This is a genomic window from Pedobacter suwonensis (genome assembly GCF_044762335.1).
GTDB lineage: Bacteria > Bacteroidota > Bacteroidia > Sphingobacteriales > Sphingobacteriaceae > Pedobacter.
Genome location: NZ_JBIWEB010000004.1, coordinates 157,358 through 175,095 on the forward strand (window position 1 = coordinate 157,358; position 17,738 = coordinate 175,095).

Here is a 17,738-nt window from a genome sequence, read left to right on the forward strand (position 1 = left end):
AAAGTTATAAAAAAAAGTCTTTTCCGACCTTAAAGGGCAATTTTATCCCAACATTTTAAATACAAATATTTGACTGATCAGCTCAGCATTTCTATGACGAATCTTTAAACAACATCTATCCTGATTATTTTTTTTTCCATCTTAACAAACTTTAACACTCACCTATGTGTATAGTGTTAAAGTTATTCGATATTTATAGCTTACTAACCCAACATATGATAAGAATTTTATCGCTCCTGCTTTTTTGCGGATTTACCAATATTATTTTAGCTCAGCAATCTACCATCACCGGAATGGTTAAAGATAATAGCGGCCAACCTATTCCTTTTGCAACTGTTTATTTAAAAAATACCACCAAAGGAACATCAGCAAATGTTGATGGAAAATATGCGTTAAAACTCAAAAATGGTCAATACACTTTAAGTTTTAGGGCTGTTGGTTATAAACAACAAGATCATATTGTCAATTTATCTGCAGATCAATCGCTCAACGTTATCTTAACTTCAGAAAGTTACACGCTAGAAAACGTGAATATCACGGCCAGCGCTGAAGATCCGGCCCATGCCATTATCCGAAAAGCCATTAAGGAACGAAAAGCACACTTGAATGAAGTTAAAGCGTTTAGCTGTGATGTATACATTAAAGGAGTGCAAAGGTTAAAAGGTGCACCTAAAAAATTCTTCGGTCAGGATATACAGAAAATTTTGGAACTTGACACTAACCGGAGGGGTATTATTTACCTTTCAGAATCACAGAGCAAATTTAATTTCAGACGGCCCAATGAGGTACACGAAGAAATGATTTCATCAAAAGTTGCCGGCCGAAACAATACATTCAGTTTTAATAAGGCATCCGATCTGATCATCAATTTTTACGACAATTACCTGCTTGAAAACAAATTGAGTACGAGAGGATACATTTCACCTATCGCGGATAATGCCCTTTTTTATTATAAATATAAATTATTAGGCGAAAGCAATGAAAACGGGGAAACTATCCATAAAATAGAAGTGATTCCACGTCGCGAGAACGACCCTGTTTTCAGAGGAATTATCTATATTATCGATAATAGCTGGAGAATTTACAATACCGATGTTTACCTCACCAAAAAAGCAGGCATCAATTTCATTGATACGCTGCACATCAGCCAGCAGTTTACCAAGGTTAATGAAGCGTATATGCCTACTGCCATTAATTTTAAATTTGGCGGTAACGTGCTTGGATTTAAAATAGACGGTTATTATGTTGGTATTTATAGCAATTATAACCTAGACCCTAAATTCCCAAAACACTTTTTTAATGGGGAGATCTTAAAAGTTACCGAAATGGTAAATAAAAAAGATTCCATTTATTGGAAAAACAACAGGCCTATCCCGCTAACGGAAGACGAAAAGATCAACTATGTCAAAAAAGATAGCATAGCGAAACTAAAAGAATCGAAAAAATATCTCGATTCTCTTGAAAGAGAAAATAACAAATTCGGAATAGGTAAGCTTTTGCTCAGGGGTGTAAGTATCAATGATCGGTACGATAAAGAGTATTGGAGTTTCGACCCCGTATTAAAAGCCATATTTTACAATACAGTAGAAGGATTTGCCATAAAATATGGTGTTACCTATCGCAAGGATTTTGAGAACAGAAGATCTTATTCCATCCGACCTGAGTTGAGATTTGGTTTCGCCAACCAGAATCTTACCGGAAGTCTGAGCGGCAGTTATTATTACGACCCACGTAAGCGGGCCAGTGTTGGCGCATCATTCGGAAATGGGATATTCGATCTGAACAATCTGGGCTCTATGACACAGCTGGGCAATACCATTAACTCATTATTTTATGAAAAAAACTTTGCCAAATTTTACGAAAAGAGCTTTATAAATATTAATACCACCCGCGAGCTCGTCTCCGGCCTTCAGGGAAGTTTGGCCTTGGATTACAGCAGGAATAAAAACCTCACCAATAATACCAATTTCAAATTTATAGACGTTAAGGACCTCGAATTTACTTCGAACAACCCTTTCAGTCCAAATGAAGAGATACCGCTGTTCCCTACATATAATTCTTTCAGCGCAACGGCAAGTTTAACCTATACCTTCGAACAGCAGTATATCACCCGTCCGGATGGCAAGTTTTATACCGAATCGAAGTTCCCAAAAATTACATTATTATATAAAAAAGGTTTTAACGGTGTATTGAATAGCGATATTGACTACGATTTTGTGAAGCTGGAAGTTTCTCAAGACAGGATCGGGATGGGACTCTGGGGCTATACCTCATTTTTGGCCGGTGTGGGTAAATTTTTGAACAACAAAAACATGTATTATCCTGACTTTAAACATTTCGCGGGTAACATCTCCACTATTTTCCCTCCTAATATCAGAAAATTCCAGTACCTCGACTTCTATCAGTTTAGCACCAATCAACAATATTTTGAAGCCCACTTAGAACATAATTTTGCAGGTTTCTTTATGAATAAAATTCCCTTGTTACGTAAAGCAAAACTGGAGGAATTTATTGGTGGAGGTTATTTATCATCTCCCGAAAAAAGGAATTATAAAGAATTCTATTTCGGTATCCAACGCCTGGTATTGCGTGCCAGCTACGGCTTTGCCTATGACGGCGGACGTAAGTTGACGCAGGGATTCAGGATCGCGTACGGATTCTAATATGGAAGATGTTTTATATAAGATGGATGATGGCAGACAACACATTTTCCATCTTACTTTTTTATATAATTTATCTATTCAGTAAAGAAGTTGTTGAGAGGGCGGCTCGCAATCCATTCCACATTTTCCATTTTACATCATAAAAAACCTTCCTTCTTAAGCCTTCTACCTTCAACCTTTTTTACTATCTTTGCACCGCTTTAAACGCCGTTTGCAACGGTATCAACAGCGTTATGAAAAAATATCAGACACTACTTTACTATTGCTATAGCTACATAGCAGAGGCAGAGCAATTTGCAGCCGATCATCTTAAATTTTGCAAGTCTTTAGGTTTTGTTGGACGTATCATCGTGGCCGACGAAGGTTTAAACGGCACCATATCGGGCACTCCGGAAGCCTGCGAAGCTTATATGAAAGCGATACATGCTGATGAAAGGTTTGCCAAAACAGAATTTAAAATTGACGACGTAGAAGAGCTTTCATTTTTGAAAATGCATTGCCGTTACAAATCGGAAATTGTACATTCTGGTTTAAGGGACACGACAATTATCGATCCCAACAAACAAACCGGTAAACATTTAGAACCGGTCGATTTCATGAAAATGAAGGATGACGAGGATGTAGTAATCTTAGATGTACGTTCTAATTATGAACATAATCTTGGCAAATTTAAAAATGCGGTAACCCTCGACATAGAGAATTTCCGTGATTTTCCTGAGCAGATTAACCAGCTTGCCCAATATAAAGACAAAAAAATACTTACTTATTGCACGGGTGGGATTAAATGCGAAAAAGCATCTGCTTTATTGTTACACCACGGCTTTAACGATGTTTATCAATTACATGGTGGTATCATCAAATATGGTAAGGAAGCTGGCGGAAAAGATTTTGAAGGTAAATGTTACGTATTTGATAATCGAATAGCGGTGGATGTGAACCAGGTTAATCCAACAGTGGTTTCAGTTTGTTATAATTGCGGAGTTACGACGCCAAAAATGATTAACTGTGCTAATCCTGAGTGTAATGAGCATATTACCCAATGCGATGCCTGTGGAGAAAAGCTTCAGGGCTGCTGCTCGGTTGCATGTACTACCAATCCCCGCAAACGCCCTTACGATGGTACAGGTTACTATGTGAAGGTTCCGCAGCCGGTAGCGATAAAAGGGTAGAGAAATTAATAGAAAGATCGTCATTTCGACTGGAAAGCAGTGAAATGCAGAGCTCTGTTGAGGCAGATTTAGCTTCGCTGAAGCACTTACGGGGTTCTCGACTTCTTCGCACACGATTTGCAAATAAAATATTTTATTTTTGTTTCATGGGCGGTCAAGAACTAGCCAGTGTAGCGTGCTGATCCTTTAGGTTTAGTGCGCTACTCCCTTAAATTTTATATCACTTATATCGATTAATGTAATAAATTACCCTTCGAAATGTCGGCAATTTTAGGAACATTAAAATTTCGATCTTTTTCATGCTAGAATCCTTAACATCCATCACCTCTCGCATGTTCTAACAATTTTTCTTTACTTTGTGGCATTATGGGTATACCCAATATCACTTTATGCTAAACTACTTCAGGCTTTTATTATTATTATCCTGCGTTACTATAACCAGCGCCGCATCAGAAATTAAAAGTATTGGCGTTCCTTACATTGAAAATTATCCAAAAGCGGTTTATGCGTCAGGAAATCAGAACTGGAGCATAGCCAAAGATAAAAATGGTGTAATGTACTTTGGCAATGCGGAAGGATTGTTAACTTTCGATGGACGTTACTGGCAGAAATACCAAATGCCTAACAGGCAGATTGTTAGAGCTGTAGCAACCGATAAAAGTGGAAAAATTTATACCGGTAGTTTTGGCGAATTTGGTTACTGGGCAATTAAAAACAATAAATTAAGCTACCATTCACTTACCAATCTGCTGCCGAAAGGGATAAAAATAGATGATGAGGTATGGAAAATCTATGTTGATCCGGATAGGGTAATCTTCCAGTCCTTTTCCAAAATATTTATCTATAGAAATAATAAAATAGAGGTGATAAAGTCACCGGCATCATTTCTATTTCTGCATAAGGTAAATAACAGGTACTTTATAGAAGTGCTGGAAAAAGGCTTATTTGAACTGCTCGGCAATAAGTTAGTCTATATTCCCAACAGTGACAAACTAGGCAACGAGGGTATATTATCTATTCTTCCCTATAAGCATACTGGCCTGATCATCGGGACAAGCAAACAGGGATTGTTTACATATGATGGTAAAGATTTTACGCCTTTAAATACTCCCGCTAATAATTACCTGAAAACCTACCAGCTCAACAATGGAGTAAGTTTGTTAGGCAAGTACTTCGCATATGGCACCATTCTTAACGGTTTGATCATAATCGATGAAAATGGAAAAATTGTGCAGCGGATCAATAAATCTAGCGGTTTGCAGAATAATACGGTTTTAAGCTTATACGCGGATAATGAGCAAAATCTCTGGACAGGACTTGACAACGGAATCGACCGGATAGAACTGAATTCGCCCTTATATTTCTACTTCGATAAAACTGGTCAGTTTGGAACGGTCTATTCCAGTATTATTTTCAACAATAAAATCTACTTAGGTACCAATCAAGGGCTGTTTTACAGCGAATGGTCGCCAGACAATCTTTTGCCTTTCAATTTCCGTTTAATTCCTAATTCGCAGGGTCAGGTTTGGGAGCTGACAGTTATCGATAATGAGCTAATTTGCGGTCATAACAGCGGTACCTTTAAAGTTTTGGGCGATAAAATAGAATGGATATCGAGGTCCGCAGGTGGCTGGACCATCAAAAAACTAAATTCAAATCCAAATTACCTTATTCAGGGAACTTATACAGGCTTATCTTTATTTGCTAAGTCGCCAGGTTCTGGATTAAAGTTCGCGACTAAAATAGCTGGCTTTGAAGCGCCTTCGAGATATGTTGAACAGGATAACAGAGGAGACATCTGGGTTGGACATGCCTATAAAGGTTTATTTAAATTAAGCCTTAGCCCCGATTACACCAGGGTGACGAGCACGAAATACTTCGATGAGAAAAATGGCTTACCCGGTAATTATAACATTAACATTTTCAATCTGGAGAATAAAATTGTTTTTTCGTCTGATGCAGGCTTTTATACCTATGATGAACTCAGCAACAAATTCACCAAATATGAGGCACTCAATAAAAGCCTGGGCTCATTCGAAACTTCCAACAAAATCATCCCCGCAGGCAGTAAAAAATACTGGTTTATTAATCATGGCAAAACGGCAATGGTTAACTTTAGTGAGCCGGGCAAGGTAGAAATAGATTCTAATCAATTCAGCATTTTGGATGGCCGGATGGTGCAATACTATGAAAATATCAGTCGCATCAGTAACTCCATTTATCTCATCAGTGTTGATGATGGTTTTGTAATCTATAATCCTACTGAACAGCTCAACCAGGAAAAGAAAAAACTACCTTCTGTTTTAATCAGACGCGTAGAAGATATTACTGACAAATTCTCACTAATCAGTGAAGGTGGAAATAGCAACGAAGAAGCAGAAATCCATAATAGCAGAAACAATATCCGCATCTCTTATGCGCTTCCTTATTACAGACAAGCTAAAGTGAAATATCAGTTTTATCTGGAAGGCTATTCACACAGATGGTCTGATTGGTCTTCGGCTACGCAAAAAGATTTCACCAATTTAAGCGCAGGCACCTATACTTTTAAAGTGAGGGCAAAAGTTGACGATAATACAGTTAGTAATGAAACAATTTATACATTTACGATCCTACGACCATGGTATTTGAGCAATTGGGCTATTTTATTATATACCATCCTGTTTGTGGCAGTTTTAATTTTGGGTAAAAAAATATACGAAAAGAAACTGCAACGTGATAGTCAGAAAATTACCGATCGTTTAAAAGCAGAGCAGGAAGAAAAATTGAGGCAGGAAGCTGAAATAAGCGAAAAGCAGATTATTAAATTACAAACGGAAAAACTCCAGGCTGAACTGGCTTCGAAAAATAGGGAGTTGGCTAATTCTGCAATGACATTGGTATACAAAAACGAGTTGCTTCAAAAATTGGCTGACGACATTACCAAGTTAAAGGATGAAAACGGTAAGAAACTTTCGGAAGAGCAGACCCGTAAAATACAAAAGGTGATCAACGACGGGATGAATGATGAACGCGACTGGCACCTGTTCGAGAACAGTTTTAACGAAGCCCATGAGAGCTTCTTTAAAAAGTTAAAAGCCCAGCATCCTGATCTGGTTCCGAATGATTTAAAACTATGTGCTTATTTAAGGATGAACATGAGCAGTAAGGAAATGTCGTCGTTATTGAATATCAGTTTAAGAGGAGTTGAAATTCGCCGGTACCGTTTACGTAAAAAACTCGAGGTGCCACACGACAAAAATTTAACCGAATTTTTAATGGAACTTTAGCCTTTTGATTTCATTTTTTTAGTGATCATCCATGCAAAGACAACACATCATCATTAAACGATTATTATTTTAAGAAATCGTTTTCGCGGCTTTTTACGATTTTTCAGTTCGTCAGGGACTACATCATTACCTCTCATCACAATTTTGCAACCCCCACAAAATACTTGGTGTACTTTTTACACAAAGCAAGAGGCTAACATTCTATTAAAACTGAAAAAAACTCTGTTTTTGACCTGAAATCGCATTTGGTTTATTTGCCTTCGAAACTCCAATGGCTATGATGATGTATTAATGTAGAGGTAAAATCACTTGCACATCTACCAAAACAACCCCACATTTAACTAACAATTAAACTAAATTTATAATAAAGCATGAAAAGAATCTTTACAAGAATTTCTGTTCTCGCTGCATTTTGTTTGCTAACAATTAACGTAGCATTAGCGCAAAACATTACTGTAAAAGGTAAGGTAATCGATGGCGGTGACAAGACCCCATTACCTGGCGTATCTATTTTAATTAAGGGCACACAAAGTGGCACCCAAACAGATGTAAATGGCAACTACTCTATTAGCGCGCCGGCTAACGCTACATTAGTATTCAACTTTGTAGGTTACACAGCAACTGAGCAAGCTGTAAACAATCAAACTACCATTAATGTATCATTGGCATCTTCTACACAACAATTAGAGCAGGTTGTGGTGGTAGGTTATGGTACACAAAGAAAAATCGATGTAACTGGGTCTGTGGCAACCGTAAAAGGGGAAGATGTTGCTAAGCAGGCTTCTGTTAATCCGATAAGTGGCTTACAAGGAAAAGTAGCCGGTGTAAACATTACCAATTCCGGCGCGCCAGGGTCATCACCAAAAATTACGATCCGTGGTACTGGTACAGTTTACGGCAATACTGGCGTATTGTATGTAGTAGATGGTGTATGGTTTGACGATGTAAGCTTCTTAAATCCGAGTGATATTGAAAATCTAAGTATTTTAAAGGATGCTTCTTCTCAATCTATTTATGGTATCAGAGCTGCAAATGGTGTTGTATTAATTACCACAAAAAAAGGTAAAACAGGCGATCCCGTTATTAGCTACAATGGTTCCGTAGGATATAAAAAAGTAACCAATCAGGTTAAAATGGCAAATGCTACCGAATATGCAACAATTATTAACGAGTTGATCAAGTCTAACGATCCTACAGCAACTCCACTTTTTGCTAATCCTGCTAGCTATGGCGAAGGCACAAACTGGTACAACCAGGGATTAAGAAATGCATTACAAACCAATCACCAGGTTTCTGTTAACGGTGGTAGTGAAAAAACAACTTATAATTTTTCATTGGGTTACACCGGGGAAGACGGTATTGTGAAAACCCAGAACTACAAACGTTATACGGCAAAGTTTTCTAATGATTTTCAAGTACTTAAACCATTAAAAATTGGTTATACTCTTTCAGGTACAGCCATAAAAACAAATGATATCAGTGATGGAATCTTCCGTCAGTTATATGCGGCTGGACCAGTTGTACCTGTTTATTATGCTGACGGATCCTACGGTGATGCAAACGATTTTGGATTAGGTGGAGGTAACAATTTTAACCCTCAAGTTACTTTGGACTATTTCAATCAAAAATCTAAAAATTACCGCTTTACTGGTAATGTTTACGCCGAGCTTACACTTGCAAAAAACTTTACTTTTAGAACCAGTATGGGGGGTGAGTTTGCGCAAAACGAGGTTAGGGCCTATATACCTGTCTATCAAGCTACCCAGGGACAGAGAAGTACCCAAAGTACTTTAAATATCAATAGGGATGAAAACAGAAACTGGATCTTTGAAAATACCTTAACTTACAAAAATACTTTTGGCGACAATAACCTAACCGTATTGGTGGGAACAACTGCTCAAAGGAGAAAGAATTATTTTATAAATTCAACCGCTTACGATGTTCCTTATTCAAGTGAAGGCGACCTATACCTTGCTTTGGGTACTGCATCAACCCGAGTAGTGGGTGATGGTGGTAGTTTGAGAACATCAGCTTCTTATTTCGGACGTGTAAATTACTCCTTTAAAGACCGTTATCTATTGAATGCAACTATTCGTAGAGATGGTGCTTCGCAGTTTTTTAATGGCGGAGACCTCTGGGGTAATTTCCCCGCAGTTGGTGCAGGGTGGGTTATTAGCAATGAGAACTTCATGAAAGAACAAAACATTGTTAATTACCTAAAACTTAAAGGATCCTGGGGTAAGGTAGGTAATGCAGGCGTTCCGGTAAACCCTACTACCTTAACTATTGCCCAAGGTGGTAATCTTGTAGCGTTTTATAATGGCGTAGGTTATACAGGCGCCAACGTCAATTCGATTGTTCCGTCATTTCTGAATTGGGAGCGTACAGTTGGTACGGATATAGGTTTTGAAGCAAAGTTTTTGAAAAACCGCTTAAGTGTTGAAGCTGGTTTTTATAACAAAAAGACAGAGCAAGCCATTTTTGATATCAACGTACTAAAGTCGATCGGTACAGCATCTGGAAAACTAATTGGCAATCAGGCCGATTTCCAAAATAGGGGTTTTGAGTTTTTAGCTACTTTTGCCGATCAGTCAAAAAATGGCTTCAGCTATTCTGTTAGTGCAAATGTTGGCATTAACAATAACAAAGTTCTTTCTGTAATTACGGGACTTAACCCGATTTATGCGGGAGGTGCTGGTATTGCCAATGGAGCATTGGCAACACGTACGATTCAGGGTGGACCTATCGGAGCATTTTTCGGATATCAGGTTGCAGGAATTTTTCAAAATACAGCTGAAGTTGCTGCATCTGCACAAAAAACATCAGCAAGACCAGGAGATTTCAAATATGTTGATATTAATGGCGACGGTGTAATCGACGGTAAAGATCGCGTTGTACTGGGTAATCCAAATCCAAAATACAGCTATGGTCTGAATGCAACTTTCGGGTATAAACAGTTTGATCTTGCCGTGGATATTCAAGGTGTTGCCGATGTGGATGTTTACAATGCCAATATTGCATATCGTTTTGGAAACGAAAACTTCAGTAAAGATTTTTACGACAACAGATGGCATGGGGAAGGAACTTCAACAACTTATCCTTCAGCAAACGTTGGTTCAACAGCAAATGCTGCTCCAAACTCATTTTTTGTTGAAGATGGTTCTTACATCCGTTTAAGGAACGTTCAGCTTGGATATACTTTAGCTCCAAGTTTGATGACTAAGTTTAAAATGCAAAAAATTAGAGTGTTTATTGATGCCCAAAACGCAATCAACTTGTTTGGCTACAAAGGCTTTACCCCAGAAATTGGAGGTACTCCTACCAGTGCTGGTATAGATGCAAATGTTTATCCGTTATCTGCAACTTACAGATTAGGTCTACAAGTTACTTTCTAACACCGATAAAAACATGAAAACAAATTATAAAAACAACTACATACAAAAATTTGGGCTGATTATTTTATGCTCAACTATTTTGATAATGCCTGCATGTAAAAAAGATTTTTTAGATGTTGATCCCCAAGCGCAACAGCCTGCTGTTACTTTTTGGAAATCTCAGGACGATGCTACCAAAGCCGTTAACTCCATTTATGCCAACTTGCGATCGTGGGAAAATACAGCTTTCCCTGCACTTGCAGTAGAAAGCATTCCAGGCGATGATGCAGAAAAAGGCAGTTCGGTAAATGATGCCAGTTATTTAAATAACTTCGATAACTACACGGCATCATCAACTGAAGGACAATTTGATGGTTTCTGGACAGGACAATATCAAAACATTAATCTGTGCAATCAGGTATTAGATAACATTCCGGCAATTAATATGGACGCCAGTTTAAAAGCGCGTTATTTGGCTGAAGCAAAATTTGTACGGGCATACTCTTACTTTAGGTTAGTACGCGCATTTGGCGATGTCCCTTTGCGTTTAAACGTGCCGAAGGATGCATCAGAATTTAACATTCCAAGAACTCCAAAAGCTCAGGTTTACGCTGCAATTGAGAAAGACCTGGATGATGCGGCTGCTGTACTACCTCAAACCTACCCTGCTGCAGATAAAGGAAGAGCAACTAAAGGCGCCGCTTTAGCTTTACACGCTAAAGTAGCTATGTATTTAGGTAAATGGGATCAAGTTTTGTCATTAACCAATACAGTTATGGGTTTAGGTTATGATCTTTTTCCAAATTATGAACAAGGTTTTCGTTTAAACAACGAAAACAATATTGAATCTGTTTTTGAAATCCAGTGCGAAATAATTCAAAGTATTGCAGGATCTGCAACATCACAATACAGTCAAGTTCAAGGCGTAAGAGGTACTGTAGCCGGTTGGGGCTTTAATGTTCCTACCGCAACATTGGCAGCAGCCTACGAAACCGGAGATGTAAGGAGAGATGCTACAATTATTTTCAGAGGAGAAACTACTCCACAAGGGGATGTTATTCCGGCAACTGGTGACAATCCGATGTATAACCAAAAATCATATGTACCATTTAGCTTAATTATTACCGGATTTAATGAAGGTGCTCAACAAAATGTAAGGGTGCTTCGTTTTGCAGATGTTTTATTAATGAATGCTGAAGCTGCAAATGAAACAGGCAACGCCACCTTGGCTAAAACTTCATTAAACAGGGTTAGGGCGCGTGCCCGTGGTGGTGTAGCTGGCGTATTACCTGATGTTACGACCAGCGACAAAGAAGCACTTCGCCAGGCCATCTGGAAAGAGAGACAAGTTGAATTAGCAATGGAATCAGACCGTTATTTTGATGTGATACGCCAGGGCCGTGGTACTGCCGTATTTGGACCTAAAGGCTGGAAAGCAGGCAAAAATGAAGTCTGGCCAATTCCATCGACTGAAATTGATTTAAGTGCAGGAACACTAACGCAAAACCCAGGTTATTAATCGCTTTAAATTTTACAAAAATGAAAACAAAATATTTCTTATGGATGGCGGCATTAACCTTGGGGTTATCATCATGCCAAAAAGAATTTGATCCTGCAAGCTATGCACCGCCATTGAACATTGGTGGCTACACCAGCTCCAAGCAAATTGCTACCAGCAATTTGGTAGCCTACTGGGCGTTTGATGGCAGCTATGCGGATAGCATTTCCAATACTGTCGGTGTTAATACCGGAACATCTTTCGCAAAAGGAATTAAAGGACAAGGCTTACAGGGTGCTTTGAATGGATATGTAGTATCGAATACCCCGGCGGCAGTTCAAGGCTTAAAAAGTTTTACGCTTACCCTGTGGGAGAAAATGCCCTTAAACGATAAAGGTATTGTTGGTTTGGTAGATGTATCAAACAGCACTTCTTTTTGGGGTAATATGACGGTTTTCTTCGAAAATGGAGGTACAGCTGCATCAGGTAATCTTAAATTTCACTTAAATAATGCGGGTGCAGACAATTGGTTAGGCAATTATGCGTTAACTAACCCATGGGATAAATGGAACCAGATTGCCCTAAGTTACGATCAGGCGACATCAACTTATAAAATTTACATGAACGGTGCTAAAATTGCAACCCAGGTAATTGCTAACAATGGCCCATTAACTTTCCAAAATGCCAGCAAAATGGTTTTTGGAACAGTGCACTTCCAAACTACACCTAGTTTAACAACTGCTACAGGTAAACAAGACTGGGCCAGTTACCTAGTGGGTCAGTTGGATGAAGTTCGTATCTACAATAAAGCTTTAACGGATACAGAAATCAGTTCATTACAAAAACTAGAGGGAAGAGGAAAATAGTTTTCCCATTCTGATAGCCAAACTTAAAAAGGGCTGCCAAATGGTGGCCCTTTCAACTCTCCTACTATGAACAATAAATATTTTTATATTTTAATCTTATCAATTGTTTTTGTTTCTTGCAAAAAAAGCGATACGCCTTCTCCAATCGATCCACCCGTTACCCCAAGTTCATTTGCTTTTAGTGATTTAAAGGTAAACGATACTTATAGTGGATTTACCTATTATGGTTTAAATAGCAGTCCAGTTATTAAAATCACATTTTCATCACCAATTAACGTCACTTCAGTTGGTGCCAACATTACCCTTAATGATGATGCTGGAAATTCAGCCACATTCACATCCAAACTAGAAAATAACGATAATACAGTTGTAATTACGCCATCGGCGCTTCAACCTATCACTAAATATACCTTAAATATCAATACCGGCCTATTGTCGAAAACCGGAAACAAGCTACTTTCGGCCATTGCAGTAAGTCTGATTACCGCCGTTGATGATATGGACAAATTTGCCCGCATCAGCGATGATGAACTATTAACATTAGTTCAAAAACAAACCTTTAAATATTTCTGGGACTTTGGCCACCCTACTAGTGGCCTGGCCAGGGAAAGGAACACGTCTGGCAATACAGTAACCTCAGGAGGTTCGGGCTTCGGAATCATGGCTTTGATTTCAGGTATCAGCAGAAATTTTATCAGCCGTGCCGATGGTCTGGCCAGGATACAAAAAATGGTAACTTTCTTAAAAACTGCTGACCGTTTTCATGGTGCTTACCCACATTGGTTGGATGGCAATACAGGAAAGGTAATTCCGTTCAGCACCAAAGATAATGGTGGCGACCTTGTAGAAACTTCATTTTTAATGGCAGGCTTAATCACCGCGCGTCAATATTTTAATGGAACTGATGCAGCAGAAACGGCATTACGAGCCGATATCAATACCCTTTATAATGGCGTAGAATGGAACTGGTATAGGAAAGATAACAGTAATACGCTTTACTGGCACTGGAGCCCAAATTACAACTGGGAAATGAACTTGCCAATTAAGGGCTGGAACGAATGCCTAATCACCTATGTGATGGCAGCAGCCTCTCTTACTTATTCCATTCCGAAATCAGTTTATGATGCCGGTTGGGCTCAAAATGGTGCGATGAAAAACGGGAACACCTATTATGGTGTCCAACTTCCTCTAGGTGTAGCCAATGGCGGTCCATTATTTTTTTCTCATTATTCTTTTCTGGGTATCAATCCTACGGGTTTGAGCGATGCTTATGCCAATTACGAAACGCAGACTAAGGCGCACACACAGATCAATTATAACTATTGCAAGGCCAACCCGCTCGGAAACTACGGCTATAGTGAAAATTGCTGGGGATTAACGGCTAGCGACATTCCAAACGGCTATACAGCTAGCGCACCTGGCAATGATGTCGGCGTAATTGCCCCTACCGCAGCTTTGTCATCTTTTCCCTATACGCCAACCGAATCGATGCAGGCGCTAAAATACTTTTACTATAAACTAGGTAACAAAACCTGGGGAGATTATGGTTTTTACGATGCATTCTCCTTAAAAGATCAATGGTTTGCCTCTTCTACCCTGGCGATAGATCAGGGGCCAATTGTGGTGATGATCGAAAATTATAGGACCAAATTAATCTGGAACTTATTTATGTCTGCCCCTGAAATTAAAACAGGCATGAAAAATCTTGGGTTCAGCAGCCCCAATCTTTAACATTATACATCTGCAATGAAATTTATATTCCGAAACTTACTCTTTGTATCATTTACCTTTTTCACATTATCTTCATGTGCACAGCGTGAGAAACAGACTTACAATCCAGACCTAAAAATCAAAAAAAACCTTTCCGACGTCGAATTATTGGACCTCGTTCAAAAACAGACTTTCCAGTATTTTTGGGATGGTGCAGAACCGACATCTGGTGCCGGTCGCGAACGTTATCATGTAGATAATGTTTATCCCGAAAATGACAAGAACACCGTTGCAACCGGTGCTACCGGTTTTGGCTTGATGGCTATTTTAAGCGGGATTGACAGAAATTATGTGTCTAAAAAAGAAGGTTTAGACCGGTTAAATAAAATATTGGATTTCCTATCAAAAGCAGATCGCTTTCATGGTGCCTGGCCACACTGGATTTATGGTGAAACCGGTAAAGTACGTCCATTCGGACAAAAAGACAACGGGGGCGATCTTGTAGAAACATCATTTGTTGCCCAGGCTTTAATTTGCATTAAAGAATATTATAAAAACGGATCAGATGCCGAAAAAGCTTTAGCTGAAAAAGCTAACGAACTTTGGAAAGGCATTGATTTTAACTGGTACCGCAATGGTAGCCAGAATGTATTGTATTGGCATTGGTCGCCAAAATACCAGTGGGAAATGAATTTTCCTGTTAAAGGCTATAACGAATGTTTAATTATGTACGTATTGGGAGCCTCTTCCCCTACCCATAGTATACCAGCCGAAGTTTACCATGAAGGCTGGGCAAGAAATGGAGCAATCAAGGCAAATTTTGATCTATACGGGCATCACATCCCGTTAGATTATCAAGGTGCAAAAAATTCTGTGGGTCCGTTATTCTGGGCGCACTATTCCTATTTAGGTTTAAATCCAAAAGGGTTAAAAGACCGCTATGCCGATTATTGGCAAAACAATGTCAATCAAACATTAGCCATACATGATTATTGCGTAACTAATCCAAAGAAATTTAAAGGCTATGGCCAAAATAGCTGGGGTTTAACGGCCAGTTATTCTGTAAAAGGATATGCTGCTCATAGTTTGCAGGAAGATTTTGGCGTAATCTCTCCTACCGCAGCTATATCCTCTATCCCCTATACCCCAAAAGAATCAATGAAAGTGATCAGGCACCTCTATGAAGATCTGGGCGACAAAGTTTGGGGAAAATACGGTTTCTACGATGCCTTTTCAGAGACCGATAATTGGTATCCTAAAAGATATTTGGGTATTGATCAGGGACCGATGGTGGTAATGATTGAAAATTACCGGTCGGGATTACTTTGGAAACTGTTTATGAGCAATCCAGACGTACAGAAAGGCTTAATTAAATTGGGATTTGAAAGCCCGGCATTGAAGAAAAATTGATAATCATTACATCAAATGAAGAATATCCTATTCATCATATTAATCAGCTTAACTATTACATCAAGGGCCCAGCAAAAAACCTACTGTAATCCCATCAATGTAGATTACGGCTACACCCCCTTCGAGTCTTTTACCGAATGGGGCAAGCACAGGGCTACAGCCGATCCGGTTATTGTAAACTATAAGGGCGATTTTTACCTGTTTAGTACCAACCAATGGGGTTATTGGCATAGTGCCGATATGCTGAACTGGAAATTCCACGAAAGAAAATTCTTAAGACCATGGAACAAAACCAAAGATGAACTCTGTGCACCCGGCGTGGGCATTGTTGGCGATACCATGGTGGTTTTTGGCAGCACTTACACCAAAAACTTCACTCTTTGGGGCAGTACAGACCCTAAAGGCAACAAATGGTTTCCTTTGGTTGACTCCTTGGAAATTGGCGGTTGGGATCCAGCCTTCTTTACCGATGATGATGGTAAATTTTACATGTACAACGGCAGCAGCAATAATTACCCAATGTATGGTGTAGAGCTTGACCGCAAAACTTTTAAACCCAAAGGCACCCGTACACCAATGTATTTACTCGAAAGCTGGCGCTATGGCTGGCAGCGTTTTGGGGAGTATATGGACAACACCTTTCTTGATCCCTTCGCCGAAGGTGCCTGGATGACCAAACATAATGGTAAATATTATTTCCAATATGGCGCACCGGGAACCGAATTTAGTGGCTATTCAGACGGTGTGGTTGTAGGTACCAAACCGCTGTTTTATGATACGCCTACCACACCGCAATCTGATCCGTTAAGTTATAAAGGTGGGGGATTTTCACGCGGTGCAGGTCATGGCGCAACTTTTCAGGATAACAACAAAAATTACTGGCACATTTCTACCAGCATTATCTGCGTAAAAAACACATGGGAACGCCGCATGGGCATCTGGCCAACTGGTTTTGATCAGGACGATGTAATGTGGACCAATACCGCATTTGGTGATTATCCGCTTTATTTACCTGCCGAAAGGAAAGAAAGTGGACCTGCCGGTCCAGGATGGATGCTCATTAACTATAAAAAACCGGTAACTGTATCTTCTACCCTTGGCGGCTTTAATGCCAATAATGCGGTTGATGAAAATATTAAAACGTATTGGAGTGCCAAAACAGCTGATAACGGCGAATGGATCCAGACTGATTTAGGGAGCCTTGCAACCGTTAATGCCATACAAATTAATTATGCTGATCAGGATGCCGAGTTTTTAGGAAAACAGATCGGAATTTATCATCAATATAAAATCCTTTCATCAGTTGACGGCAAGAAATGGACGACTTTGGTTGATAAAAGCCAAAACAAAACAGATGTTCCGCATGATTATATCGAATTGCCAAAACCGGTTAAAACCAGGTTTATCAAAATGGTAAACATCCATATGCCTACCGGGAAATTTGCCATTAGTGGCTTACGCATTTTCGGCAATGGGAATGGAGAAAAACCCACTCATGTAAAAAACCTGATCGTTTTAAGAACAGAAAAAGATAAACGTAGTGCCTATATCAAATGGGAACCTGTTGATAATGCCTTTGCCTATAACCTTTACTATGGTACTGCCCCGGATAAACTGTACAACTGCATCATGATCCACGATTTTAACGAATACTGGTTTAAGGCAATGGACAGTAAGAAAGCATATTATTTTGCTATGGAAGCCATCAATGAAAATGGCGTTTCGGTAAAAACCGAAGTAAAAAAAGTTGATTAAAATAAATGTTCGCAAATAAACAGC

9 protein-coding genes are annotated in these 17,738 nt (G+C 39.2%); all 9 read left to right on the forward strand.

The genetic code is table 11. The annotated features are described in order from the left end of the window. Positions 1–215: 215 nt before the first annotated feature. Positions 216–2,663, forward strand: coding sequence for a DUF5686 and carboxypeptidase regulatory-like domain-containing protein (locus tag ACIQXP_RS08455; RefSeq protein WP_387505207.1), 2,448 nt, complete (start codon positions 216–218; stop codon positions 2,661–2,663). A 233-nt stretch (positions 2,664–2,896) separates the two neighbouring features. Continuing rightward, the gene (gene trhO / locus ACIQXP_RS08460) at positions 2,897–3,832 is read left to right on the forward strand and encodes an oxygen-dependent tRNA uridine(34) hydroxylase TrhO (protein WP_387505208.1); all 936 of its coding nucleotides are present in this window, start codon (positions 2,897–2,899) and stop codon (positions 3,830–3,832) included. A gap of 389 nt (positions 3,833–4,221) precedes the next feature. Then, positions 4,222–7,101: a triple tyrosine motif-containing protein gene (locus ACIQXP_RS08465; protein ID WP_387505209.1), complete on the forward strand. Its 2,880-nt coding sequence runs from the start codon at positions 4,222–4,224 to the stop codon at positions 7,099–7,101. 371 nt (positions 7,102–7,472) lie between these two features. Then, positions 7,473–10,496 (forward strand): SusC/RagA family TonB-linked outer membrane protein, encoded by a 3,024-nt coding sequence (locus ACIQXP_RS08470; RefSeq protein WP_387505210.1) that lies wholly within the window; start codon positions 7,473–7,475, stop codon positions 10,494–10,496. Between the two features lie 13 nt (positions 10,497–10,509). Then, complete coding sequence (locus ACIQXP_RS08475) at positions 10,510–11,994, forward strand: RagB/SusD family nutrient uptake outer membrane protein (RefSeq protein WP_293744306.1); 1,485 nt, start codon at positions 10,510–10,512, stop codon at positions 11,992–11,994. Between the two features lie 20 nt (positions 11,995–12,014). Continuing rightward, positions 12,015–12,839, forward strand: coding sequence for a LamG domain-containing protein (locus ACIQXP_RS08480; RefSeq protein WP_293744305.1), 825 nt, complete (start codon positions 12,015–12,017; stop codon positions 12,837–12,839). Positions 12,840–12,905: 66 nt separating this feature from the next. After that, complete coding sequence (locus ACIQXP_RS08485) at positions 12,906–14,570, forward strand: glucoamylase family protein (RefSeq protein WP_387505211.1); 1,665 nt, start codon at positions 12,906–12,908, stop codon at positions 14,568–14,570. A gap of 15 nt (positions 14,571–14,585) precedes the next feature. Further along, on the forward strand, positions 14,586–15,959 hold the full coding sequence (locus ACIQXP_RS08490) for a glucoamylase family protein (RefSeq protein WP_293744303.1): 1,374 nt from the start codon (positions 14,586–14,588) through the stop codon (positions 15,957–15,959). A 15-nt stretch (positions 15,960–15,974) separates the two neighbouring features. Beyond that, a complete protein-coding gene (locus ACIQXP_RS08495) occupies positions 15,975–17,714 on the forward strand; it encodes a discoidin domain-containing protein (RefSeq protein ID WP_387505212.1) in 1,740 nt (579 codons plus the stop codon). Positions 17,715–17,738 lie beyond the last annotated feature (24 nt).